Source organism: Pseudobythopirellula maris (assembly GCF_007859945.1).
Classification (GTDB): Bacteria; Planctomycetota; Planctomycetia; order Pirellulales; family Lacipirellulaceae; genus Pseudobythopirellula; species Pseudobythopirellula maris.
Window position 1 is genome coordinate 1,223,322 of sequence record NZ_SJPQ01000001.1, and the last position, 21,318, is coordinate 1,244,639.

Annotated in this window: 19 protein-coding genes and 1 other RNA gene; 9 read left to right on the forward strand and 11 right to left on the reverse strand. The window is 63.6% G+C overall.

All coding sequences use genetic code 11. The features are described from left to right. Nucleotides 1–155: 155 nt before the first annotated feature. The gene (locus Mal64_RS04520; RefSeq protein ID WP_146397474.1) at nucleotides 156–1,004 is read right to left on the reverse strand and encodes a hypothetical protein; all 849 of its coding nucleotides are present in this window, start codon (nucleotides 1,002–1,004) and stop codon (nucleotides 156–158) included. A gap of 792 nt (nucleotides 1,005–1,796) precedes the next feature. Between Mal64_RS04520 and Mal64_RS04525 the strand changes: the two genes are divergently transcribed. Next, nucleotides 1,797–2,687 (forward strand): type IV toxin-antitoxin system AbiEi family antitoxin domain-containing protein, encoded by an 891-nt coding sequence (locus Mal64_RS04525; RefSeq protein WP_146397476.1) that lies wholly within the window; start codon nucleotides 1,797–1,799, stop codon nucleotides 2,685–2,687. Here the strand turns inward: Mal64_RS04525 and Mal64_RS04530 are convergent. Continuing rightward, nucleotides 2,664–3,545, reverse strand: coding sequence for a nucleotidyl transferase AbiEii/AbiGii toxin family protein (locus tag Mal64_RS04530; RefSeq protein ID WP_146397478.1), 882 nt, complete (start codon nucleotides 3,543–3,545; stop codon nucleotides 2,664–2,666). The genes Mal64_RS04525 and Mal64_RS04530 overlap by 24 nt on opposite strands. Before the next feature lie 132 nt (nucleotides 3,546–3,677). Beyond that, on the reverse strand, nucleotides 3,678–4,922 hold the full coding sequence (icd, locus tag Mal64_RS04535; protein ID WP_146397480.1) for an NADP-dependent isocitrate dehydrogenase: 1,245 nt from the start codon (nucleotides 4,920–4,922) through the stop codon (nucleotides 3,678–3,680). A gap of 266 nt (nucleotides 4,923–5,188) precedes the next feature. On the opposite strand from icd, the gene Mal64_RS04540 reads away from it, so the two are divergent. Further along, entirely contained in the window at nucleotides 5,189–6,226 is a 1,038-nt protein-coding gene (locus Mal64_RS04540; RefSeq protein WP_231993581.1) for a sugar phosphate isomerase/epimerase family protein, read from the forward strand. Nucleotides 6,227–6,628: 402 nt separating this feature from the next. After that, nucleotides 6,629–7,162, forward strand: a complete 534-nt coding sequence (locus Mal64_RS04545) for a hypothetical protein (RefSeq protein WP_146397482.1) — start codon at nucleotides 6,629–6,631, stop codon at nucleotides 7,160–7,162. A 122-nt stretch (nucleotides 7,163–7,284) separates the two neighbouring features. Here the strand turns inward: Mal64_RS04545 and rnpB are convergent. Further along, an RNA gene (rnpB, locus tag Mal64_RS04550) (RNase P RNA component class A) lies at nucleotides 7,285–7,746 on the reverse strand. A 356-nt stretch (nucleotides 7,747–8,102) separates the two neighbouring features. On the opposite strand from rnpB, the gene Mal64_RS04555 reads away from it, so the two are divergent. Both Mal64_RS04555 and rsgA read left to right on the forward strand, forming a co-directional pair. Next, a complete protein-coding gene (locus Mal64_RS04555) occupies nucleotides 8,103–8,579 on the forward strand; it encodes an FHA domain-containing protein (RefSeq protein WP_146397484.1) in 477 nt (158 codons plus the stop codon). 164 nt (nucleotides 8,580–8,743) lie between these two features. Continuing rightward, nucleotides 8,744–9,925 (forward strand): ribosome small subunit-dependent GTPase A, encoded by a 1,182-nt coding sequence (gene rsgA, locus Mal64_RS04560; protein ID WP_146397487.1) that lies wholly within the window; start codon nucleotides 8,744–8,746, stop codon nucleotides 9,923–9,925. Nucleotides 9,926–10,300: 375 nt separating this feature from the next. Here the strand turns inward: rsgA and Mal64_RS04565 are convergent, their stop codons facing one another. The 7 genes from Mal64_RS04565 to Mal64_RS04600 form a co-directional block, all read right to left on the reverse strand. Further along, a complete protein-coding gene (locus Mal64_RS04565) occupies nucleotides 10,301–10,831 on the reverse strand; it encodes a hypothetical protein (RefSeq protein WP_146397489.1) in 531 nt (176 codons plus the stop codon). 124 nt (nucleotides 10,832–10,955) lie between these two features. Then, nucleotides 10,956–11,390 carry a pentapeptide repeat-containing protein gene (locus tag Mal64_RS04570; protein ID WP_146397491.1) on the reverse strand — a complete coding sequence of 145 codons (435 nt, stop codon included), beginning with the start codon at nucleotides 11,388–11,390 and terminating at the stop codon, nucleotides 10,956–10,958. Between the two features lie 549 nt (nucleotides 11,391–11,939). Further along, nucleotides 11,940–12,116: a tyrosine-type recombinase/integrase gene (locus Mal64_RS04580; protein WP_197525566.1), complete on the reverse strand. Its 177-nt coding sequence runs from the start codon at nucleotides 12,114–12,116 to the stop codon at nucleotides 11,940–11,942. Nucleotides 12,117–12,570: 454 nt separating this feature from the next. Beyond that, on the reverse strand, nucleotides 12,571–13,542 hold the full coding sequence (locus tag Mal64_RS04585) for a DUF1559 domain-containing protein (RefSeq protein WP_146397495.1): 972 nt from the start codon (nucleotides 13,540–13,542) through the stop codon (nucleotides 12,571–12,573). Nucleotides 13,543–13,674: 132 nt separating this feature from the next. Next, nucleotides 13,675–15,033 (reverse strand): hypothetical protein, encoded by a 1,359-nt coding sequence (locus Mal64_RS04590; protein ID WP_146397497.1) that lies wholly within the window; start codon nucleotides 15,031–15,033, stop codon nucleotides 13,675–13,677. A 191-nt stretch (nucleotides 15,034–15,224) separates the two neighbouring features. Then, nucleotides 15,225–15,989 carry a PEP-CTERM sorting domain-containing protein gene (locus Mal64_RS04595; protein ID WP_146397499.1) on the reverse strand — a complete coding sequence of 255 codons (765 nt, stop codon included), beginning with the start codon at nucleotides 15,987–15,989 and terminating at the stop codon, nucleotides 15,225–15,227. 64 nt (nucleotides 15,990–16,053) lie between these two features. Beyond that, nucleotides 16,054–16,767 carry a hypothetical protein gene (locus tag Mal64_RS04600; protein ID WP_146397501.1) on the reverse strand — a complete coding sequence of 238 codons (714 nt, stop codon included), beginning with the start codon at nucleotides 16,765–16,767 and terminating at the stop codon, nucleotides 16,054–16,056. Nucleotides 16,768–17,248: 481 nt separating this feature from the next. On the opposite strand from Mal64_RS04600, the gene Mal64_RS04605 reads away from it, so the two are divergent. From Mal64_RS04605 to Mal64_RS04620, 4 genes are all read left to right on the forward strand, one after another. Next, on the forward strand, nucleotides 17,249–18,025 hold the full coding sequence (locus Mal64_RS04605; RefSeq protein WP_146397503.1) for a tetratricopeptide repeat protein: 777 nt from the start codon (nucleotides 17,249–17,251) through the stop codon (nucleotides 18,023–18,025). Continuing rightward, nucleotides 18,022–18,189, forward strand: coding sequence for a hemin uptake protein HemP (gene hemP, locus Mal64_RS04610; RefSeq protein ID WP_146397505.1), 168 nt, complete (start codon nucleotides 18,022–18,024; stop codon nucleotides 18,187–18,189). The genes Mal64_RS04605 and hemP overlap by 4 nt, the downstream gene beginning before the upstream one ends. A 300-nt stretch (nucleotides 18,190–18,489) precedes the next feature. Next, nucleotides 18,490–19,824, forward strand: a complete 1,335-nt coding sequence (locus tag Mal64_RS04615) for a cytochrome c peroxidase (protein WP_197525450.1) — start codon at nucleotides 18,490–18,492, stop codon at nucleotides 19,822–19,824. 373 nt (nucleotides 19,825–20,197) lie between these two features. After that, nucleotides 20,198–21,085, forward strand: a complete 888-nt coding sequence (locus Mal64_RS04620) for an Lnb N-terminal periplasmic domain-containing protein (RefSeq protein WP_146397509.1) — start codon at nucleotides 20,198–20,200, stop codon at nucleotides 21,083–21,085. Nucleotides 21,086–21,318 lie beyond the last annotated feature (233 nt).

The window sequence follows — 21,318 nt, forward strand, 5'->3', positions numbered from 1 at the left end:
TTCGTCCGGGGGCTGCGCTTCGCTGTGACCCCGGGCGCCCGGCGCCCATTCTGAGTGGCCGCCATGAATGTTGGGTGGCCGGGGTCGAAGCCGTCAGGCGTAGCCCCCGGCATTGAGCAAGAGGACGCCGCCCCGGTGATTCGCCGGGGGCTGCGCTACGCTGCGACCCCGGGCGCCCGGCGCCGGCGGCGGGCTAACAGCGCCGCGGCTACGGGGACGATGATCAACGCGGTCGCCGGCTCGGGGATGGTAGCGGCGGGCTGGTAGGTTTCGCCGTAGTTGGCTCGCCAGGTCTCGTAGTCCGCTTGGCTGTAGCGGTCGCCCAGGCCGTCTCTCCAGACCGTGAAATCGGCGGCGTCGACCACGTGGTCGTTGTTGAAGTCGCCGGCGAGGAGTGGGGGGAGCTCGATCAGAAAGATCTGGTCGGCGCCGCCGGAGACGCGCGTGGAGATCCACGTATCGCCCTCGCCCCAGCCGGTGATCCACTCACCGTTCTTCATCAGGTCGCGTCCGTAGACACGCAAGGTGCTCTGATCAAGAAGGTAGAGGTGCTCGATATCGCCGCCGTAGACGTCGACCTGGGAGTTGTCTTCCGCAAAAATGAACCCGTAATAATTGATCCAAACGCAATCGATCTCGCCGCACGAGGCGCGACCGGAGCGCATGGTGAGCTTCGAGCTGTCGTGCAGCTCGCTCAGGAAATTGACGGCGCCGCCGTCGACAATCAGCTCGCTGTTGTCGCTCAGCACGAACCCGCTGACCTCACCGCCGGCGACAAGCCGGACCTCGGTGTTGTTGCGGACATCGATCTTCGAGCCGCTGTAGGAATTGGCCGCACTGATCACCGTGTCCGACGGCACGTAGCGAGTCGGAAAGAACTGGGCGTGGGCGGTCCCGACCATCGCCAAAGCGGGCAACAGGACCGAAAGTGCGGCCAGCGCCGCTCGGGACGCCGCCGCGAGCGCTGGCGTGCGGCGGTCAAGCCGAGTAACTGGAAAGCTCATGGGATTCCCTCCGCGTGCAAGAACCGAAAACCGCTCCCAGAGCAACCTTTCTGAGAGTCGCCACACGAGCGAAGGCAGCGGCAGAGCAGCCGGGCCTGGTTGAGCAGGTGGGCGCCGCGTGGCCCCGCCCCGACATCGCATGACACCACCTACATCGCACAAAAGAGCCCGATTATTGCCTCCATGCCGAAAGAACCGGCAATATCCGCGGTGAAAGCATAAAAAAAGCGACCCGGCGGGGGCGGGCCTCTGGCTGCGGAGCCGATGGCGAAGCCCCCAGCTTTTAGCAAGAGGACGCCGCCCTGGTGATTCGTCCAGGGGCTCCGCTTCGCTGCGACCCAGGACGCCCGGCGTAAGGCGGCTACGAGGGCTAGGAGGCCTGAGGCTTATGCGGTAGTATATATACTACCGCATAAGCGTCTCGCCATCAATGAGGCGTGTTTCGCAAGTCTCTTCACCGAAAGGGTTTACGTCGATTCTTTGCCGCTCTCAGCTTGACCAACAACAGTGGCTGTAGTATATATACTACAGCCACTGTGCCTCAATGCGTTCTCGTTTTGGGTCGGGAAGAAACGCATTCGGACAGGAACGCAGCACCGGTAGTATATATACTACCGGTGCTGCGTTCCTGTCCCGATCCGGCATATCGTCGTCTACGTGGGCGTAGTATATATACAACGCCCACGTACCCCACGAAACTCCAACAATGCCGCAAGTCGTTACCGATCCGTGACTTAAGCGACTACACGTCTAGCATTCGGGGTCCGAGCCACCCACTACGCAGAGTTTTCAGTGCTGCTCTCCAAACAGAAGATTGCCGAGTCCTTCGACGGTGCCGAGGCCACAACAATCTGGCCACGTCAGTCCGTCCTTAAGTTCATCGAGGAGAACCGGCACGGATGGAAGATGGAAGACGGAGCACCGGACTGCATCCGGATCGCTTCCTCTGCGTCCAGTACTCAAATACTCAATGCGGTAGTGCGAGAAACATCACTCCAGTCCGTCAAACTGGCGTTCCCGTACCGCAGCGTTACACGGTTTGTCTGGGGCAACGCACCAACCTACAGCATCATCCAATCAGTGGACCAGCAAGGCTACTTCAGCCACTACACGGCAATGCAAGTCCACAACCTCACGGACCAAATCCCTAAGGCTGCTTACTTCAATGTCGAACAGCCTGCCACCGGTGGAGGAGGTTCGCTGTCACAAGCTGGGATAGATAGGGCGTTCAAAGGTAGATGTCGAGTCACCAACAACGTCCTTGAGTTCCGTGGCATGACCATCCACAAGATCAATGGCCAGAACACAGAACGACTCGGAGTGACTCAGGCTCAAATGAAGGATGGGGCCGATATCTTCGTTACCGACATTGAGCGAACCTTAATCGACATCGCGGTGAGACCAATCTATTCCGGCGGTATTAGCGAAGTAGCTGGAGCCTATAGAGAGGCAGCAGAGCGAGTGTCTGGCAACCGGTTAGCAACTTATCTGAAATCACTCAACTACACGTATCCATACCACCAGGCCATCGGATACTACATGGAAAAGGCTGGGAACTACACCGAGTCCCAGATGAAACGCATCAAGGCAATTCCCAGAGAGTTTGACTTCTACATCAACTACCAAATCAAGAATCCAGCATTAAACGAGGGGTGGAGGCTATTCATCCCAAAGGGGTTCTAGAACCTCACACTCATTACACAGCCAATCGAAGTAGAAATCAAAATCCTGCAAATCGTAGGTCGGGCTGACCGTATCTTTTACCGAGGCGAACGACGTTTCATGTGCCTCCCGGTGCTCGCCAATTCTTCCAATTAGGGAAAGAGGCACCTTCTTCTGCTCAAAGGTTCTACGAATGATGTCGTGGAACCCACTTGAGGAAAAGTCGACTCCGTAGTGACTCACAATCACGTGAATGTCGACAAAATCACGAGCACGTGACGCAGGATCTCTCGTCCTATGAACCACTGGGGCGTATTCTGGCATTTGCTGGCAGATGGCCCGGATCTTCTCTGCTACGAACATTCGAGGTGAGTAACCGTTCACCGTGTATCCATCTATAACAAATTCTTCCTTGTCTTCGCAGAACTCGTGCCGGCTAAAATCAACCTTGAAGACCGGTGAGCCGTTGTAATTTACCGGAGTTGCAGAGCGGCGAAGCAGCTCCGGCGAATCGGCGGATTTGGCATACTTCTCTTCTTCTACCAGCTTGAACTCACAGGCGTAGCCGCCCCAGAAATCCTCTAGGTCTGCCGAAATCCTTGAGGGCTTCTTGGAGAACCTGAAATCGAGGAGCACGTACCCATCTGCCTTAAATGCCTTTGACAGGCACTGATTGATCTTCTTTCCGATCGATTCAGTATCTGTAAAGTCGCCATCGACTGAGATATCCACATCCTTAGACGCTCGATAGGAAATCTCGTAGGCGAATTGCAGCAGATTGCCACCTTTTAGCACAAGCTGGTCAGCCAAATCGTCGTCTCCCAGAATGGCGACGATCACCTTGCGTTTTACGTCATTGAAAAACTGCAACTGCTCCATTACGTGCTCCCAGCAGCGTCGGTTCTACACGGCGTCTTTGATCTCTCCCCATAGGGTTTCAATAAGTCGGCCTCCCCTTTCGGGGAGGGGAATATGAAGGCCCTCTCCCCTAAAATCCTGACCACTCACCCCTCACATGTGCTTCACAATCGCCTGGCCGAACTCGCTGCATTTGACCAGCGTGGCGCCCTCCATCTGACGCTCGAAGTCGTACGTGACGGTTTTCGCGCCGATGGCGCCGTTCAGGCCTTTGATGATCAGGTCGGCCGCCTCGGTCCAGCCGAGGTGGCGGAGCATCATCTCGCCCGACAGGATCACGGAGCCGGGGTTCACCTGGTCCTTGCCGGCGTACTTGGGCGCGGTGCCGTGCGTGGCCTCGAAGATGGCGTGGCCGGTGTCGTAGTTGATGTTGCCGCCCGGGGCGATTCCGATGCCGCCGACGCAGGCGGCCAGGGCGTCGGAGATGTAGTCGCCGTTGAGGTTCAGCGTGGCGAGCACGCTGTACTCGGCGGGGCGGGTGAGGATCTGCTGGAGCATCGCGTCGGCGATCACGTCCTTGATGACGATCTCATTGCCGGTCTTGGGGTTCTTGAGCGTGCACCAGGGGCCGCCGTCGAGCTCGGTGGCGCCGAAGTCGTTCTTCGCGCACTCGTAGCCCCAGTCGCGGAAGGCGCCCTCGGTGAACTTCATGATGTTCCCCTTGTGGACCAGCGTGACCGACGGCTTGTCGTTGTCGATCGCGTACTGGATGGACGCCTTCACGAGCCGGGCGGTCCCCTCTTGGCTGACGGGCTTGATGCCAAAGCCGGTCGTGCCAGGGAAGCGGACCTTCTTGAACCGCTCGGCGAAGTTCTCCTCGAAGAGCTTCTTGAACTTCTCGCAGTCGTCCGAGCCGTGCTCGAACTCGATGCCGGCGTAGATGTCTTCGCTGTTCTCACGGAAGATGACCATGTCGGTCAGTTCCGGCTGCTTGACGGGCGAGGGGACGCCGCTGAAGTACTGCACCGGGCGGAGGCAGGTGTATAGGTCAAGGATTTGCCGCAGCGCGACGTTGAGCGAGCGGATGCCGCCGCCTACGGGCGTGGTGAGCGGGCCCTTGATGCCGACCAGGTACTGGCGGAAGGCGTCGAGCGTGGCGTCGGGGAGCCACTCGCCGGTTTCGTTGAACGCCTTCTCGCCGGCGAGGACCTCCATCCAGGCGATCTGCTTCTCGCCGCCGTAAGCCTTCTCCACCGCGGCGTCGAGCGTCGCCTGGCTGGCGCGCCAGATGTCGGGGCCGGTGCCGTCGCCTTCGATGAACGGGATGACGGGCGTGGAGGGAACTTGCAGTTGGCCGTCCTGCATGGTGATCGGTTGGCCGGTGGCGGCGGTTGCCATAGGGAGGGACTCTTTCGCTGCGGGCGGGAGGGAGATCGTTAGCTAGAGAGGGCGATTCTCGGCAGTTGGCCCGCTAGGGTCAATCCGCAGGGGGGATCGGACGAAAAAAGGGGGAGGATCCGGCCCCGATCGAGGCAAAAAGTTGCGGCGCCACGCGGCGGGGGCCACAATGCGGCGGATCGCTGCCGACGGCCGCCCGGGGCGCGATCGCTCCTGCCCCACTCTCTTCAGCGAGCTCCCAACCCCCGAACACGAGGAAGCACCCCATGGCCGAGAGCCCCGACCGGCAGTCTTCTCCCCTGGACCCGCCGATGGCCGACCCGCAGGTAAATAAGCCCCCGCAAGCCGCCGCGGCGGTGGGACGCCGAGAGTTCCTGGCGGCCTCGGTCGCCGGGGCGGGCATGGCGACGATGGGGGCGTCCAGCCCCGCCGCCGCCCAGCAGCCGGCTACGGGCTCGGCCCCAACGAGCGGCGGCCCGCGGGCGCCGTTCAAGATCTCGCTCGCCGAGTGGTCGCTGCACCGGTCGATCCGGGGCGGAGAGATGACGAACCTCGATTTCCCGAAGGTCACCCGCCAGGAGTTCGGCATCGAAGGCGTGGAGTACGTCAGCCAGCTGTTCAAAGACAGCACGTTCGACCAGGCCTATCTCGATGACCTGAAAACGAGGTGCGACGACCACGGCGTCGCGAGCCTGCTGATCATGATCGACCGCGAGGGCGACCTCGGCGCCCCGGACGACGGGGCCCGGACCACGGCGATCGAGAACCACCACCGCTGGATCGACGCGGCGGCGACGCTCGGCTGCCACTCGGTGCGGGTGAACGCCGCCAGCAGCGGGACGTACGACGAGCAGCTAACACTGGCGGCGGACGGCCTCGCCCGGCTGGGCGAGTACGCCGCCGGGCGGGGGCTCAACGTGATCGTGGAGAACCACGGCGGGCTGAGCTCGTGCGGCATGTGGCTCAAGGGGGTGATGCGGCGGGTGGCGATGCCGAACGTCGGCACGCTGCCCGACTTTGGCAACTTCCGGATCGGCGTGCCGGGTCAGCCGGAGTGGTACGACCGCTACCGCGGGGTCGAGGAGCTGATGCCGTACGCCAAGGCGGTGTCAGCCAAGGCGTACGAGTTCGACGAGAACGGCGACGAGCTGCGGACCGACTTCGAGCGGATGATGCGGCTGGTGCTAGCGGCGGGCTACCACGACTGGGTCGGCATCGAGTACGAGGGCGACGACCCGGACGAGCTGGCGGGGATTCGCAAGACGCAGTCGCTTCTGGAGCGGCTGCAGGCGGAGCTTGCCTAAACCCCCTCGGCGAGAAGCGACTTTCGAGACCCGATTCGGGGCGGGGTGGTGTCCAGTGACATCGCCACGCCCCGATTTTTTTGGATAATCGTCTTAAGTCGTTGCCAGCATTGGGGTGTGAAACTTTGCGGCCTGCTTGCCGCTAGCTGGACATCACCCCGCGATGGGAAAACGGCCGTGCACAAGGATTATGCACGACGATCGTGCTGCGAAACCGTGCACGCCATGCACGAAGATAGGCAGCCGGAACGAATCGCTGTAAGTGCAAGCAGTGCAACGATCTGCGACGACAGGTTGACCGGGGAAGCAACATGCAACAAACGCGAGGGCTGGAGTCGGCCCCCGTCCTCCCATTCGCACGCCCCTCGGAAGGAAACCATCGCCGTGCATACCGATACCTCCATGTCTTCACCCCTTTCTGCTAGCAACGGCGCCGTTGGCGCCAACCCGCAGTACCAGCAAGTTCTCCAGCAAGCCGAGCAGCTGTTCGGCGCGAGCCCCGACTGGGTGACGTTCTTCCGCGAGATCCTCGGCATCGAGGGCGTCGCCCGGCAGACGTTTCCGAACTTCGAAGACCTCGCCGCGTTCGAGAAGAGCGACGAGTTCGACCAGATCCAGAAGATGGTGGTCCGCCTGCGTGAAAACAAAGCGACCGCCGACGCCGAGAGCGAGCCGACCCGCGTGATCACCGTGCGTCTGCCCAAGAGCATGCACGAGTACCTGCGGACCGAGGCTCACGACCTGCGGACGAGCATGAACAAGCTCTGCATCTCGAAGCTGCTGCAGGTGATTGAGCAGGACCTGATCCCGGCCGAGAAGACGGCCCCGCCGAAGCGTCGGAACCTGAACTCGGCCCCCGCCGCCACGACGCCGGCCCAGCAGACCGTGGGCAGCTCGATGGGCGCCGCGCCGACGCCGTTCAAGTCGCAGTTCTGATCGCTGCGGGAAACGACACCGGGAACAGAGGAACGAATCGCCCAAGCCGCCCCGGCGCTCCGCAGCGAGCGCCGGGCGGCTTTTTGCTGCGCGCGTGGCGCACCGCCGCCGAATAAAAAAGCCCTCGGAGTGGGTCTGTAAGCCGGGTCTTGTGCGGCTTGCTTGCGCGAGCCGTGGCAGCCATTCCTCTAGGGCGACGATTGCTCGCCGCCTCGAGCGGCCTACCCGAGAGTCGTCACGAGCCGGGCCGGCTCTGCTCTCTGCTTGGCCTTGCGCCGGGTGGGGTTTACCAAGCCGACCGGGTCACCCCGGTCGCTGGTGCGCTCTTACCGCACCTTTTCACCCTTACCTGTGGTGGGGGAGGGGCTAGGAGTTAGGGACTAGGGGCTAGCGAAAGAGTCGTTTACACCCTTCTAGCCCCTAGCCTCTAGCCCCTAACCCCTCCCCCACCCATCGGCGGTTTGTTTTCTGCGGCACTTTCCCTGGCCTCGCGGCCGGTGGGCGTTAGCCACCACCCTGCCCTGCGGCGCCCGGACTTTCCTCCCGTTCGCGTTGTGCGAACCGGCGGCTGCCCGACCCACTCCGAGGGACAGCAATCAAGTATAGCGGCAGCGGCCCTCCCACACCGGCCCCCAGCGCTCTCGGCAGAAGAGCGGTTAGCTACAGAAAGCCGAACCACCACGCCCACAAAGCGACCAACGGCGCGCGGGTTGCTCAATCGCCCCATGATCACCACAGCATTGGCACGAAACGCCCAGCCGGCGCCCCCGCACCCGTCGGGAACCGGAAAAACCTTGTTTTTCCAGCAAGTTGACGCAATACCTGAGCGTTCGTAGAGTAAATAGAGACATTCGCCGTGCGGGCCAGCACGGCTTTTGTCACGACCTTTGATACCGATTCAGCTACGGGGAATCCTCGACTCGAGAGAGGCGCTTGCACTATGTACGGAGAACTCATCCCGCTCGGAGGCGGCGACCCCATCCCCCTGCTCAAGAAGCGCTTGCTGATCGGCCGCCGCGAGAGCTGCGACATCGTGCTCCGCTTCGCCAATGTCTCGGCGCACCACTGCCAGCTGTCGATCGACGGCGGCTACCTCTACGCCCGCGACTTGCAGAGCCGCAACGGCATCAAGATCAACGACGTGCGGACAACCGACGGCCGGCTCGACCCGGGCGACGTGCTCTGCGTGTCCAAGCACAAGTACAAGGTTTACTACTCGCCGGCCGAGCTGGGCGCCGTTGGCCCGCCGCCGACCGAGAACCGCGCGAAGGAGATCATGAGCGAATCGCTCCTCGCCCGCGCCGGCCTGCAATCGGCCACGCCCAAAGACAAAGCCTCGGCCAAGGCCGCCGCGGGCCGCTACGACCCGGCGAACATGGAAGCCGGCCAAGTCAAGCTGCCCGACGAGGCCCTCTGATTTTTTTTGAACCGCCAAGACGCCAAGGACGCCAAGCGAAAAGCCAGACAGGATTGACTCGATTAACAGGATCGATTTCTCGTCATCCGGTTGATCCAGTCAATCCTGTCTCGAATTCTTGGCGGCCTTGGCGTCTTGGCGGTTCCCTCTGATGCGGAACCAACGTGGCGAAGAAGAAGCACAAACCTCGCGCCACCTTCCGCAAGAACAGCCAGACCTCGGCGCGTGAGAACGATCTGACGCGCGGCTACCACGGCGACGGCGAGTCGGACGCCGCCGCCGAAGACGCCCCCTCCCACGAGCGCGTGTCGGGCAAGGGACGCTTCACCCGCAAGCGGACCATCTCCGGCGCCGAGCTGGTCGAGGGCGAGTCGGGCCCGCAGCTGCTGCCCGACTTCGACCGCGAGCTCTGTGTCGCCGGTCGCGTGCTCCGCGTGCAAGGCTTGGTGAGCACCGTGCGTGGCGACGACGGCCGGTCGTACGCCTGCGCCACGCGTCAGCTGCTCAAGCAGATAGCGATCGACGCCCGCCACGCGGTCGCCGCCGGCGACCGCGTGTGGCTACGCCCCGAACGCTCCTCCGGCATCCGCCAAGAGTCCGAGTGGCACGAGGGGATCATCGAACGCGTCGAGCCGCGCCACGGCGCGCTGAGCCGCACGAGCCGCAACCGGCGCCACTTGATCGCCGTGAACCTCGACCAGCTGGTGATCGTCACCAGCGCCGCCGAGCCGCGCCTCAAGCCGCACCTGGTCGACCGCTTCCTGATCACGGCCGAGAAGACCGGCCTGAAGCCATTGGTGGTGATCAACAAGGTCGACCTCATCGACCCGGCCGACCTGATGCCGCTCGTGGGAGTCTACGCGCAGCTCGGCTACCGGGCGCTGCTGGTCTCGGCCCAAACGGGGTTGGGTGTCGACCGGCTGCGCGAGCGCCTCGCCGGCCGGGTGAGCGCCTTGAGCGGCCAGAGCGGCGTCGGCAAGTCGTCGCTGCTGAACGCCGTGGAGCCGGGCCTCGGCCTGCGCGTGGGCGCCGTCAGCAACGAGACCCAAAAGGGCAAGCACACGACCACCACCGCCGAGCTGCTGCCGCTCGAGAGCGACTGGGCCGACGGCGGCGCGGTAATCGACACGCCCGGCATCCGGCAGTTCGCCCTGTGGGACGTGGAGCCCGAGGAGGTGGCCGGCTTCTTCCGCGACCTGCGTCCCTACGTCAGCCGCTGCCGTTTCCCCGACTGCACCCACACGCACGAAGACTTCTGCGCGGTCAAGGACGCCGTGGCCGACGGCTGGATCGACAGCCGCCGCTACGAGAGCTATGTGCAGACGCACGCGGGGGACGAGGCGTGACGCCTAGGTTCTTCCGTGGATTGCGGTAGGGGAAGCGTTTTCAATCGGGCGCTGGCCATCGATCGACAGGCTGCTTCGAACGAGGAAGCCGCGCGAGCCTGAGCAGATCCCCGAATCGCGCATCGGCCGGATCCACTCCAGCACTTCAGGAAGACGTCATCTAGCGAGCAGCTGGACCAACCTCAACACCGTGGCAACATGCCTAATACTCTGTGTGTGTCGACCTCCGAGGCGTCGCCTGCGGTTTCCAAACACGCTCAACCTTAGCCTAACGATTACGTCAATCGGGTGGCGGCGAAAGGCTTTTCATGGAAATTCCGAGCTAAACCGCCACTCCGGTTCAACGCTTTGTTATCCGCCGATACGTTCGTTCGACTATCGCACATAAGGTTGCAGCCTGTATCCGGTCACCCAGCCGCGCAGGTTATCGTGCAAGCGTCGCACCAACGGCTTTTGCTGTCGCCTTTGCCTATAATATTCATTAATCACATCAGAGCAGTCGCTTCCAGGTATATCGCCTTCCCCAATCTCAATTTGCGCTAAACCCTCGGGTGATGCACCCAACACTGCACACCTTATGCTGCAACCATTCTTGCCATCTAGTGTAACGCGTGAAACGCTGGATTGTTCCGGATATTCAGTTCGAAAAATCGAGCGATAGTGATTGACGATGATTCCAGAGAAGTAGAGAGGGAACGGGACACACCCTACCAACCCGTCATTCATTCGAACAAACGTATTGCACAAGAACTGGTCGTGTGTGTCTCGCCGGAAAAGCAACAAGTCCGACCGATCGCGGATTGCCATCAAAAGCTGCAGCTCCGCCATTGCCTTCAGTCCACTGTTGCGCAAGCCATTGGAGTGAAGTAAAGCTAGCGGGCTAAGCAATACGTCTTTGTCATGCATGATTCTACTGCTGAACTAGGCGGACAACGTAAATCGGCTCAGTTGCCGGCCGCCCGCGGGAGCGGGCGTTGAACCGACCCCACCACTCTACTCGCGGGCGTCGCCGGTCAACTGCAGCCGGTGGTTAGCTGCCGCTCGTCCGAATCATTCCTCGGGCTTGGGGATCAAAGCCATCCGGAAAAATAGTTGAAGAATCATACTCTGCACAATTGAAATCTGTACCAGTCACATCAGTCATACCGTTGAGGTTATCGCGGCCGAAATCCGCTCCCTGCAACTTAGTGTATGCAAAATTGGCGTCGATGATGTTGCCTCCGCGGAGACTTGCTCCACGCAAATCAGCCCGTTCGAGGTTGGCTTCGAAAAGCGAAACCCAATACATGTCCGCTCCACTTAAATCTGCATCGCGGAGGTCGGCACACATCAGGCTGATTCCCACAAGATTGGCACAATTCAAGTCGGCGTTGCGTAGGTCGGCGTCATCGAAGAAACCGTCGTCCGTGGTGAAGATAATCTTGCCGGAACGGTCGCGCACCTCTTTGGGAAGATGGTCAAGCATTAGGCAGCTAACGTAAAAGGCTCAGTTGCCGGCCGCCCGCGGAGAGCGGGCGTTCAACCAACAACAACATCATATCGCGGGCGTCGTCGGTCAACTGCAGCCGGTGGTTAGGTCGTGGTCTTTTTCAATACCGAGAACCTCGCCGCCAAATCGCTTGCGACGGATTCCGACGCTGTTATTTTCCACTCAAACCAGTTGTCCCACTCCATGTCAATCCGATCACTGCCATGCTTCAACGTATAGGCATCAAAGTCGATACCTTTGTCGAACATCTGATCACTGTACTCAGACGTAACGCGCCACCCATCTTGTAGAAGTGCTTTCAAGATGGCATTCCCAGATTCAGTCTCGATGTTTTCGATTTGGATCTTCTTAGGAAAAGGCCACATGTCTGGAGTCGACCTAACTTAGTTATAGGTTGATCAGTATATCACCTGTAGGCAGCAAGGTTGTCAACCTAACGCGCCGTACGCCGATCCTTGTAAATAGTTGCCTGTTCTTTGGTTGCGTCTAAATCGCGATTGTCACGGCGTGATAGGATGTTTCCGTCTATCGCTCCACTGGCCCGGGAGCCAGGCCGTCTGCCGGGCTGCGGACACCACGGCCGCCTCGATTGAGGGCATGCGTATAGATCATGGTCGTGCGAACGTCCTTGTGGCCCAGCAGTTCTTGCACCGTCCGGATGTCGTAGCCGTCGGCCAGCAGGTGCGTGACGAGCGAATGCATAACCAAACATCGCCGGGATCGTTAAGGCCAGCAGGATCGGAGGAAGCAGACCGAGCATGAGGCAGCTAACAAGTAGTGGGTGGGGCTTACCTTCACCTACATACGCATTCTAGCAATCCCTGCCGGATGCGCAGGGTATTTCTGGACAATGGGTGACGGCGGTCGTGGAGCATTAGCTTCAGAAACTGGCCGGATTCCAGAGCAACAGCGATGCTCGCCAATCAAACGGCGAGCCGCGGTGCAGCGGTAGTTTTCTCCGCGTTCGACTCTGAAGAGCGTCCAACGCGGCTCGATGAGAAGCGAGCCCGCACCGATCGACGCGTGTTATAAGTACTGCAACAGTGGCTACGGCGTGCACGCCGAATCTATCCGCCAACAAGGCGAAAACACCCACCCCCTCGCATCGCGGGCGCTGCTATCCCATCGCCGATGATCGGGAGCGAGAAAGCCGCTCTCACTCCCCGTGCGTCGGCACCAGGTCCTGCTCGGCCCGCGTGATCAGTGCGAACAGCGCCTCGCGTTCGATGCTCTCCGGGATGAAGCGGACCGAGCCGTCCAAGAGCACGAACTGCACGCCCCCCGGGTGGTCGCTGCGGAACGTGGTCCGCTGGCGGATGTCGTACGGCGCGTCGGTCTCGTTGAAGTGGTACTTCGAGTCTTGGCCTTTGGTCCAGCCGGTGTGGCCGAAGGCGTTGATCCAGTAGCCGGCCGCCCACTTGAAGTCGCCCCAGCAGGGGCCGCTCTTGTCGTTACAGCCGCTCGAGGGGTGCTCGTCCCACGTGTAGTTCGCCAGACCGTAACTGGTCTCGCCGATGAGCAGCGTGTGTGACACGCCGTCGGTGATCTTTTCCAGGCCGAGGTCGTACCGCTTGCCGGCGCCGGGCGGGGCGGCGAACGCGCCGTTCAACGCGAACTGCGGCTGGTAGTGCGTGCGGGTACTGATCAGGTAGCTGCCCGGGCCGAGGCTCTCGCCGCACGGGTCGGGCGCGGTGCGCGGCATGTGCATCGAGGGGCACTGGTAGTCGGGCAGCGCCGTCTGGGTGACGCTCAGGTTGTCGGCTCCCGGGCCGGAGTGCTCGGGCGGCTCGGTCAGGTCGTACGTGTCGAACCGGGCGCCTTGCTCCAGATAAGGGAGCAGCAGCACCAACGCGCCGCCTAGGTGGCCGTAGAACTCGTTGTTCTCGGCGGCGACTAGGCCGCCCCCCTTGGACAGCACGTGCGGCGGGGGGAGCGTCTTACGCGTGCTCTCGAACAGATGCGTCGCCAGGCCGATCTGCTTGAGCTTGTTGCGGCAGGTGCAACGCCGCGCCGCCTCGCGGGCCGACTGCACCGCCGGCAGCAGCAGGGCGACCAAGATGCCGATGATCGCGATCACGACCAGCAGCTCGACGAGTGTGAACGCCTTGGGCGGATTCTTGGTTCTCATCGACTGCCTCGCTTGAGCTTGCGTGGTATTTCCCTCCACCTAGGGGGAGGGATTTTTTTTGGGGGGGCGGCCCGGGTACACGGGTTCCGCCCCCTCCCCTAGCCCCTCCCCCCTTGGGGGAGGGGGATACGTTCAGCGCCGCCGGCCGGACACCAGCCAGTGCTGCCAGCCGCAGAACGCACCGGTCGCCAGCGCGATCAGCAGCACCTGGGCGCCGCTCGGCTCGGGGACCGCGATCGCCTGCGAGGCGGGCGTGTAATGGTCGCGCCACACGGTGAAGTCGGCCGCGTCGACCAGGCCGTTGCCGTTGCCGTCGGCTTCGGGGCCCGTCGTGCCGAACTGCTCGACCCAGCGGTCGTAGTCGGAGGTCGTCACTTGGCCGTCGCCGTCGTAGTCGCCCGGCAGCGGGTCGAGGATCGACACCACGAGCTCGATCGTCGGGGCGGCGCCGTCTGGGTTGTCGCCGACATCGAGATCGTCGAGGTAGAAGTCGGGGTACGGCACAGCGCCCTCGTTGTCGTGCCCCGCCGCCTCGTGCAGCGAAGAGAAAGAGAACCCGAGCCATCCCTCCGAGAGCGCCCCGCGGACGTAGTCAAGCACGCCCGGGTCCGACAGGTTGGGCTCGAACACGAACACGTCGCCGCTCCGCATATAGTCGCCCGGCTCGAACTCGGCGCCCTCGTCGTCGTAGAGCTTGCCGATCGCCATCGGCGCGGGCGTGAACTGCTCGGTCTCGCCCGATGGCTCGGTGGCGCTGTAGCCGCCGGCGACCGAGTTCTCGGCGTCGCGTCCCAGGGCGTCGACGGCGAAATACGGGTACGGCGCGATCGCCTGCTCACCCGCGGGCAGTTCGGGGTCGTAGCCCGCCTCGCCCTCGCGGTACTGCCGCCAACGCGCGTCGCCCAATTGCAGCGCCGCCTCGTCGGCCGCGGCGGCGAAGCTGATCGTCTCGAAGTCGCCCTGCAGGCCAATGCCGTACATCTCGATCGGCCGGCCGGGGTCGTCGCCGCCGCCGGTGGTGAGCGCCAAGTGGTCGTCGAGCGTGTTGTCGTAAGGCAGCACGTAGCCCAAGGGCTCGTAGATCAGGTTGCCGAGCAGCGTCGCCGTCACGCGGAGCGATTCGACCTGGTAGCGAGCGGGGGCGAGCCCCGCCGGGACGTCGGCCGACGTGTCACTCGCAACGATAAAGCTGCCGCGCCGCGAGGGGTCGGCGCCCGAACCGGGAAAGAAGACGCTCTGGCCGGTCTCCGAGTCGACGCCCGAGAACGCGCCGAACGTCGGCGCCCGGTCACGCACCGAGCCGGCGCCGTTGGACGACCCGGCGGGGTAGGAGTACATCTGGATCTCGGCGTGCTCGTTCGTGTGCAGCAGTGACTCGCTCGCGGCCGCGCCGCAGGGCGGCGTGGCGAACAAGAGCGCCGAGAAGGGCAATGCTGCGAGCGGCAAGCACGCCAGCCGCCGCCGGCCGCCGTGGGTATTCATTCGGTCCATCGGATGACTCCGTGAAGCTTGTGGTTGGGGAGGAAGCTGTAGTGAAAAACAGGTCCCGCCAGTGCTGGCGGCGGCTGGCAGCTGGCGGGACTTCGATATCCGCGGGGCTTGGGGGCCGTTCATCGGGGGTGCAACATCGGGCCCCGCGGTAACTGACTAAATGCGCCTCCGTGCGCGGCGGTCGTCTGCCCCTACGACCGCAGGGCCTCCTGGCGACGCGAGCGGTTCGCGGCCAGGCAACCGCAGCACCCCAAGCCGATCATCGCGAGCGCGGTCGGCTCGGGCACCTGGCTCGGCGTGGCGGCGACGTAGGCGCCGTCCGTGTTGAAGTAATCGACCCGCACCTGCGTGAAGCTGGTGTGCGTGCCGAGGTGGCTGAACTCGACCAGGTAGTCGGCGTCGGCCGCCACGCGCCACTCGGCCCAGTAGAAGAACGTGTCGTTCGGCGAGCCCGGTCCCTCGTCGATGTTGGACAACACGCCCGGCGCCAGGCCGCGGTCGATGAAAGTGGTTGGCGCCGCGCCGTCGAGCAGCACCGAAGCCGGGTCGATCCCGCCCTGCCCGCCGCTGCCGTGCGTGGCGGCGACCTGCAGCACGACGGTCGTGTCGGCCTCGGTTGTGTCGAGTCCCGAGAGGTTCAGGTCCCAGTCGATCAGTGTGCCGCCGGCGTAGACGTTGTCGGTCGACGTGACGAGGGCGAAGCCGGGGCCGTCCATCGGCTGCGCCGTGAAGTCGGCCGCCGACAGCGCGGCGGAACCGGCGCCCGTGCTCGCCGCGTCGGGAGCGAACGGTGCGAACACCGAGCCGCCGAACTCGTCCCACTCGAAGTGGCCCGTGCTCGCCGTGGGCTCTTCGCTCATCAGATAAGGGCTCGTCTCGAGACCGGCGTGGGCCGACAGGGCCACGAGACTCAGGGCCGAGAACAACGCGATCGGAAACAGTTGTTGGGTCTTCATTAAATCACTCAATTAGAAGTGGTTAGGTTTTAGTAGCAGGGGTTACGGAGAATCTCGGGCGGGTTCAGCGGCGACGACGCACAACGCCCGCCACGAGCGACACGACAACGAGCGTCAGAGCGCTCGGCTCGGGAACGATCGAGATGAAGTGCGACACGCCGGGCGTCTCGCTGTTGTTGGCGACGCCGTGCAGGACGTTGCCGTCGCTGAGCGTGTCGTTCTTGCCGGTGAGCGCGAGAGCGAACACGCTGTTGGCGCCCGACAGCCAGTCGTTCACGACCTCGGTGACGTCGAACTTGAGCGTCCCCGTGCCGCTGACCACCGTGGTGGCGAGGCCGCTGGCCGGCAAGATTTGATTGGCGAAGAAATCGGTCCAGGCGATCGGGCCCGCGGGGTTCGTGTCGTCCGTGATCGACGCGAGTGGGTCGAGCGCCACGCCGTGAGCCGACATCTGGAACGGGTTCGCCGGGCTCGCCTCGGCGCCAAAGCCGCCCGCGACGCTCTCCACGCTCAAGATCGCCTGCGGCGCCGACGAGCCGAGCGGGGCGAACAGCGACGGATCGAACGTGAGGTAGACCGTCTCCGGCCCGGCGCCGAATGCGTTGTCGCTCGCCACGCGGTGCGGCGGGCGGTCGTCGATGTCGTAGCCGCGGACGAGGTTCGTGCCCTGGAAGAACGCGCTGGTCATCACGTCCTCCAGAACCGGGATGGTCGTCGCGCTGGCAGCGCTCGGCAAGGCCGCCACGGCGGCGGCAAGCAGGATCAAGGTGCGTCTCATGAGGTCTCTCCAAAAACAGGGCGCCGGGGGCGTGAGGTTGATGCGCGGCGCCGCAATGGCCCCCGGAGTCGGGGCGGCGTCGGATTGAACGCGGGGTCTGGGTAGCCACTTCGTGGGAAGCGATCCCTGAAGCGACGCCGACTTGTCGGCGGCGATGCGACGCGCCTTGATTCACCGCCGAGCGGTATGGGCGTCGCCTGAGTGGCTGGCTGGGAGGCGAGAGAAACGCCTCGTGGCGGGCTGCCTGGGCAGGAGCATGACTTCGGGAGGGCTGAGAGTTGGGTCGCCTGGTGGGCGTGGCTGGCAAAAACGTGCCAAAAAGCCATCCCATGTATTGCGACTGCGTCTCAGTATCTGTAGGTTATCGACCTGCCGCATTTACGCAAGGGGGCATGCCTAAATTAATCGTGATTCAGCGGCGCCCTGCGATGCCCCTCCATTTACAGGCTCCATCCAACCTCGCTACCCGAGGAACAATCTCATGAATCCCACGACACAGGACGTCGAAACACGGGCACAGAGCCTGCTGAAACGAGGCTATTACAGCCAAGCGCGTGAGCTGCTCCGCACGCCGCTTCGGCTCGAACCGAACCGCGGCTCGCTCCGGCTGCTGCGGGCGATGTCGCACCACGCCGAGGGCAACTGGCGGGAAGCGCTTGAAGACGCCGAGACGGCGATGCTGCTCATGCCGCTGCCCGCCGCCGGCACGCTGGTTTTGGGAGACGCCTATGCCCACAGCGGCCGGACGGAGCTGGCGATGGTGGCCTACGAGCACCTGTTAGCCGGTGGGCCCCACCCGGCCGACTTCTATGCCGGCCTTTACGCGGGCTTCCGGCAGTGCGGGCGAGTGGACCGGGCGATGGAAACGTGCCGCGTTGCCTGCGAGGCGGACCCCGACAACCACGAGGCTCGCTACGGCATGGCCCATTGCATGTCGGAGCTCGGCTACGCGGCGTCGTTCATCGCCGGGGTGCTGAAAACGGTGGTCGAGGCGGCGCCAGATCGCGAGATTTACCGCCTGTCGCTCGCCTTGCAACTGGTGCGAGCGGCATCGCCCAGCGAGGCGTACGAGCAACTTCAACAGCTGCCCGCCGAGTCGCTCGGGCAGATCGGCTGCCGCTGCTCGGCCCGCACGCTGCTCGAGCTGTGCGCCTGGGCCCACGACACGCAGCGGACGAGGATTCTTGGCGATGTGCTCCGCTGCCTGCCCACGGCTAACAGGCTTTCAAACGACAAGAATGAGGGGGAAAACCCATGAGTGCGAGCACACCCAACAAGGCAACGCCGGAGCCCCCCGCCGAGCCGCGCCAGATCGACTCGACCGAAATCTTGCGAGGCGAAAGAGCGGTGGTGATTGCGCACTCGGGCGAGCAATACCGGCTGTCGGTCACACGCAACGGCAAGCTGATTCTGCAAAAGTAGCCCCGGCTGCGGTTTGCGGCGCCCCATTTAGGTTATGCGAGCGGGTGGTCACCGCTTAAAATGCTGGGGGGCGTAATCCTTCATTAGCTGCCAAGTAGCATATAGACTGCAGGATTGAAGCCTCGCTTCCTCCTCTGCCCAGTGACCGGAGCCGCCGATTGCGCTCCTGCCCGTGGTACTCGCCTTGAGAAACCTGACTCGATGACGCCCCACCCAGCCCGCCTAGTCTCGCGTTGCGCGCGAGCTCTCGCTTTCCGCTCGCAGCGGTTGCTCCTCGCCACCCCCCTGTTTGCAGGAACCTTGGCCCTGAGCAGCCCCGCCATGGCGGGGCCCGGCGTGCCGGCGTTGCCGTCGATCGACGCTGATTATGTGGGCTACGCGGTCACCGACTTGCCCGACCACTTCGCCACCGGCCCGGTGGCGGCGACGAACAACACGCCGCTCGACAACCCGATCACCAACGCCGGCGCCACGCTCGGCCGGGTGCTGTTCTACGACGCGCGGCTGTCGCACGACAACGGCACGGCGTGCGCTTCGTGCCATCAGCAAGCCACGGCGTTCGACGACCCCAACCAGTTCAGCGAAGGGTTCGAAGGGGGCCTCACAGGACGCCACTCCACGCCGCTGTCGAACACCGCCTACTACGCCAACGGCCGGGCGTTTTGGGACGAGCGGGCCGCCTCGCTGGAAGAGCAAGCGCTCATGCCGATCCAAGACCCGGTGGAGATGGGGACCGACCTCAACCAGCTGCGCGGCGAGTTGGCCGCGACCGACTTCTACCCCAAGCTGTTCCTCGACGCGTTCGGCAGCACCGAGGTCACCGACGAGAAGATCGGCAAAGCGATCGCCCAGTTCGTCCGCTCGATGGTCTCGTACCAGTCGAAGTACGACCAAGCGGTCGAGGCGGGCACGTCGGCCGAGCCCGACTTCGAGTCGGTCTTCACCGCCCAAGAGCTGCGTGGCATGGAGATCTTTCATGGCGAGAGCAAGTGCAGCCAGTGCCACACAACCCACGCTCAAGTGGGCGACCGGGCCAGGAACATCGGCCTGGACGCCGACAACTCGGCCGACGAGGGCGCGGGCGATGGGAAATTCAAAACAATGTCGTTGCGGAACGTGGCGGTCCGCGAACGCTTCATGCACGACGGCCGGTTCAGCACGCTTGAAGAAGTGATCGAATTCTACAATTCGGGGGTCCAGGCGAATCCCAATCTCGATAACAAGTTGACTAAGAACGGCGAGCCGCTGCGGCTCAACCTGTCGGAGTCCGACAAGGCGGCGCTCGTCGCGTTCCTCGGCACGCTCACCGACAACACGTTCCTCACGAGCGAGCTGTTCGCCAACCCATTCGTCGCGCTCGCCGGCGACTACGACGGCGACGGCCTGGTCAACACCGACGACTACGACCTGTGGGCCACGCTCTACGGTCAGGGCGACGACCTGCGGGCGGACGGCAACGAAGATGGCATAGTCAACGCCGCCGACTTCACGGTGTGGCGCGACAACCTCGGCGCCAGCTGGGAAGACTTCGCGTCGGCCTTCGCCACCGCCGTGCCGGAGCCTGCCACGGCGCTGACCGTCGTGTTTGGCGCGCTGCTGGCCGCGTCGCCGAGACGGCGCCGTCACGGGCGCTAGCCAGCCGTTCCTTGAGCGCCAGCCCAAGGGCGTTAGAGTGGTTTGCTCATTGGTGTAGACGCTCGTCTCGCGATCGGCGTCATGGCTTCGTCAGCCTGCATCGACAATGCACCGCATTGCCTGCTTCGGCTTCCTCGCCACGCCGCCAATCGCTTTCCCGCTCGTCCACACCAATTCGAATACCGCTCTAGCCCCCGGAGTCTCGCCGGGCGCCCGCTTCACTCCGGGGGCTTACGCCCTCCGGCTCGCCGTTGGGGATTAGCCTGCTGTTGCTAGCAGCGGGGTCCGCCGTTGTGCCGAGCTTGGCGAGTCGTTAGTCTCTCGCCGCCTCTTTGCCGGCAAGAACCCCCACTGGCCTCACCGGGCGCCACGGATGGCACACGTCCCCCAGCAAACCGCTGCGCACTCGGCGTCCCGGCGCCGGGCTGCGTGCTGCGTGCTGTTGGTCTGGGCGATGGCCGTCTCGCTGGCGGGCTGCCAGTCGGCCGAGAAGCGTCTGGTCGCCTCGAACCACAGGGACTGGACCCCCGACCTGGCGGTGCTGCCCACCGCTGATTTCGAGGGAGACACGGTCGAGGTGCACAACGTGCGTTACTGCAAATACTACTCTCCCACCGAATACGTGGTGGATCACTACGACAAGCGGTTCGATCTGAGCCGAGTGCAGGCGGTCGATTTCATCTCGATGCCGTTCGGCCCCGTGCCGATGCTCGCCCACACGCTGCTGAGCTTCGAGTTCGCCCCCGCCGAGCCGGGCGGCGACCCGGAGCATCTCGCCGTGAGCGTCGAGGTGCGTAAGGAGAAGGGCGAGGAGAAGTTCAACCCGCTGCTGGGCCTCGCCCGGCAGTACGAGATCACTTACGTCGTGGCCGACGAGCGCGACCTGCTCGACCGCCAAGTCAACGCCTACGACATGCCGACGTACGTCTACCGCACGGTGGCCGAGCCCGCGGACGCGAGGGCGCTGCTGGTCGACATGCTCGAGCGCGCAAACGAGCTCAGCGAGAAGCCGGAATTCTATGACTTGCTGACGAACAACTGCACGACGAACCTGGCCGACCATGTGAACGAACTCAAGCCGAGCCGCATCACCTACGACATCGGCGTGCTGCTGCCGGGGCTCTCGGCGCGCAAGGCGTACGCCGAGCGGCTGCTGCCGCGTGACAAGCCTTTCGAGGAGCTCGAGGCCGAGGCGCTGATCAACGACCGGGCGCGGCTGGCCGCGGGGAGCGAAGATTTCTCCAAGGCGATCCGGCGATAAGCGGCCATCGGCGTGCGGCTGCTCGGCCGGGCAGTGCTAGCAGGGGCCGGCGCGGCGCCCACGCCATATCGATATTGTCATTGCGGCAAGTCGCTGGCATACTCCGCCGCGCACACAGAAAGTCACGCCCCCCGGCCGGCTTCTCCCCGGCTCCTGGGCGCTCCCCATCCGACCACACACCCTTCAATTCAGGCGCAATCCGATGTTAACGAAAACAAAGCACAGGCTCGCGC

Excerpts from the sequence above, each read along its gene's own strand:
- Mal64_RS04540 (WP_231993581.1), top strand. The coding sequence starts at position 5,189 with ATGGCCGAGAGCCCCGACCGGCAGTCTTCTCCCCTGGACCCGCCGATG.
- Mal64_RS04600 (WP_146397501.1), bottom strand. The coding sequence starts at position 16,767 with ATGAGACGCACCTTGATCCTGCTTGCCGCCGCCGTGGCGGCCTTGCCG.
- Mal64_RS04530 (WP_146397478.1), bottom strand. The coding sequence starts at position 3,545 with ATGGAGCAGTTGCAGTTTTTCAATGACGTAAAACGCAAGGTGATCGTC.
- Mal64_RS04580 (WP_197525566.1), bottom strand. The coding sequence starts at position 12,116 with ATGCATTCGCTCGTCACGCACCTGCTGGCCGACGGCTACGACATCCGG.
- icd (WP_146397480.1), bottom strand. The coding sequence starts at position 4,922 with ATGGCAACCGCCGCCACCGGCCAACCGATCACCATGCAGGACGGCCAA.
- Mal64_RS04590 (WP_146397497.1), bottom strand. The coding sequence starts at position 15,033 with ATGGACCGAATGAATACCCACGGCGGCCGGCGGCGGCTGGCGTGCTTG.
- Mal64_RS04605 (WP_146397503.1), top strand. The coding sequence starts at position 17,249 with ATGAATCCCACGACACAGGACGTCGAAACACGGGCACAGAGCCTGCTG.
- Mal64_RS04545 (WP_146397482.1), top strand. The coding sequence starts at position 6,629 with ATGTCTTCACCCCTTTCTGCTAGCAACGGCGCCGTTGGCGCCAACCCG.
- Mal64_RS04585 (WP_146397495.1), bottom strand. The coding sequence starts at position 13,542 with ATGAGAACCAAGAATCCGCCCAAGGCGTTCACACTCGTCGAGCTGCTG.
- hemP (WP_146397505.1), top strand. The coding sequence starts at position 18,022 with ATGAGTGCGAGCACACCCAACAAGGCAACGCCGGAGCCCCCCGCCGAG.
- Mal64_RS04620 (WP_146397509.1), top strand. The coding sequence starts at position 20,198 with ATGGCACACGTCCCCCAGCAAACCGCTGCGCACTCGGCGTCCCGGCGC.
- Mal64_RS04520 (WP_146397474.1), bottom strand. The coding sequence starts at position 1,004 with ATGAGCTTTCCAGTTACTCGGCTTGACCGCCGCACGCCAGCGCTCGCG.
- Mal64_RS04555 (WP_146397484.1), top strand. The coding sequence starts at position 8,103 with ATGTACGGAGAACTCATCCCGCTCGGAGGCGGCGACCCCATCCCCCTG.
- Mal64_RS04565 (WP_146397489.1), bottom strand. The coding sequence starts at position 10,831 with ATGCATGACAAAGACGTATTGCTTAGCCCGCTAGCTTTACTTCACTCC.
- Mal64_RS04595 (WP_146397499.1), bottom strand. The coding sequence starts at position 15,989 with ATGAAGACCCAACAACTGTTTCCGATCGCGTTGTTCTCGGCCCTGAGT.
- Mal64_RS04570 (WP_146397491.1), bottom strand. The coding sequence starts at position 11,390 with ATGCTTGACCATCTTCCCAAAGAGGTGCGCGACCGTTCCGGCAAGATT.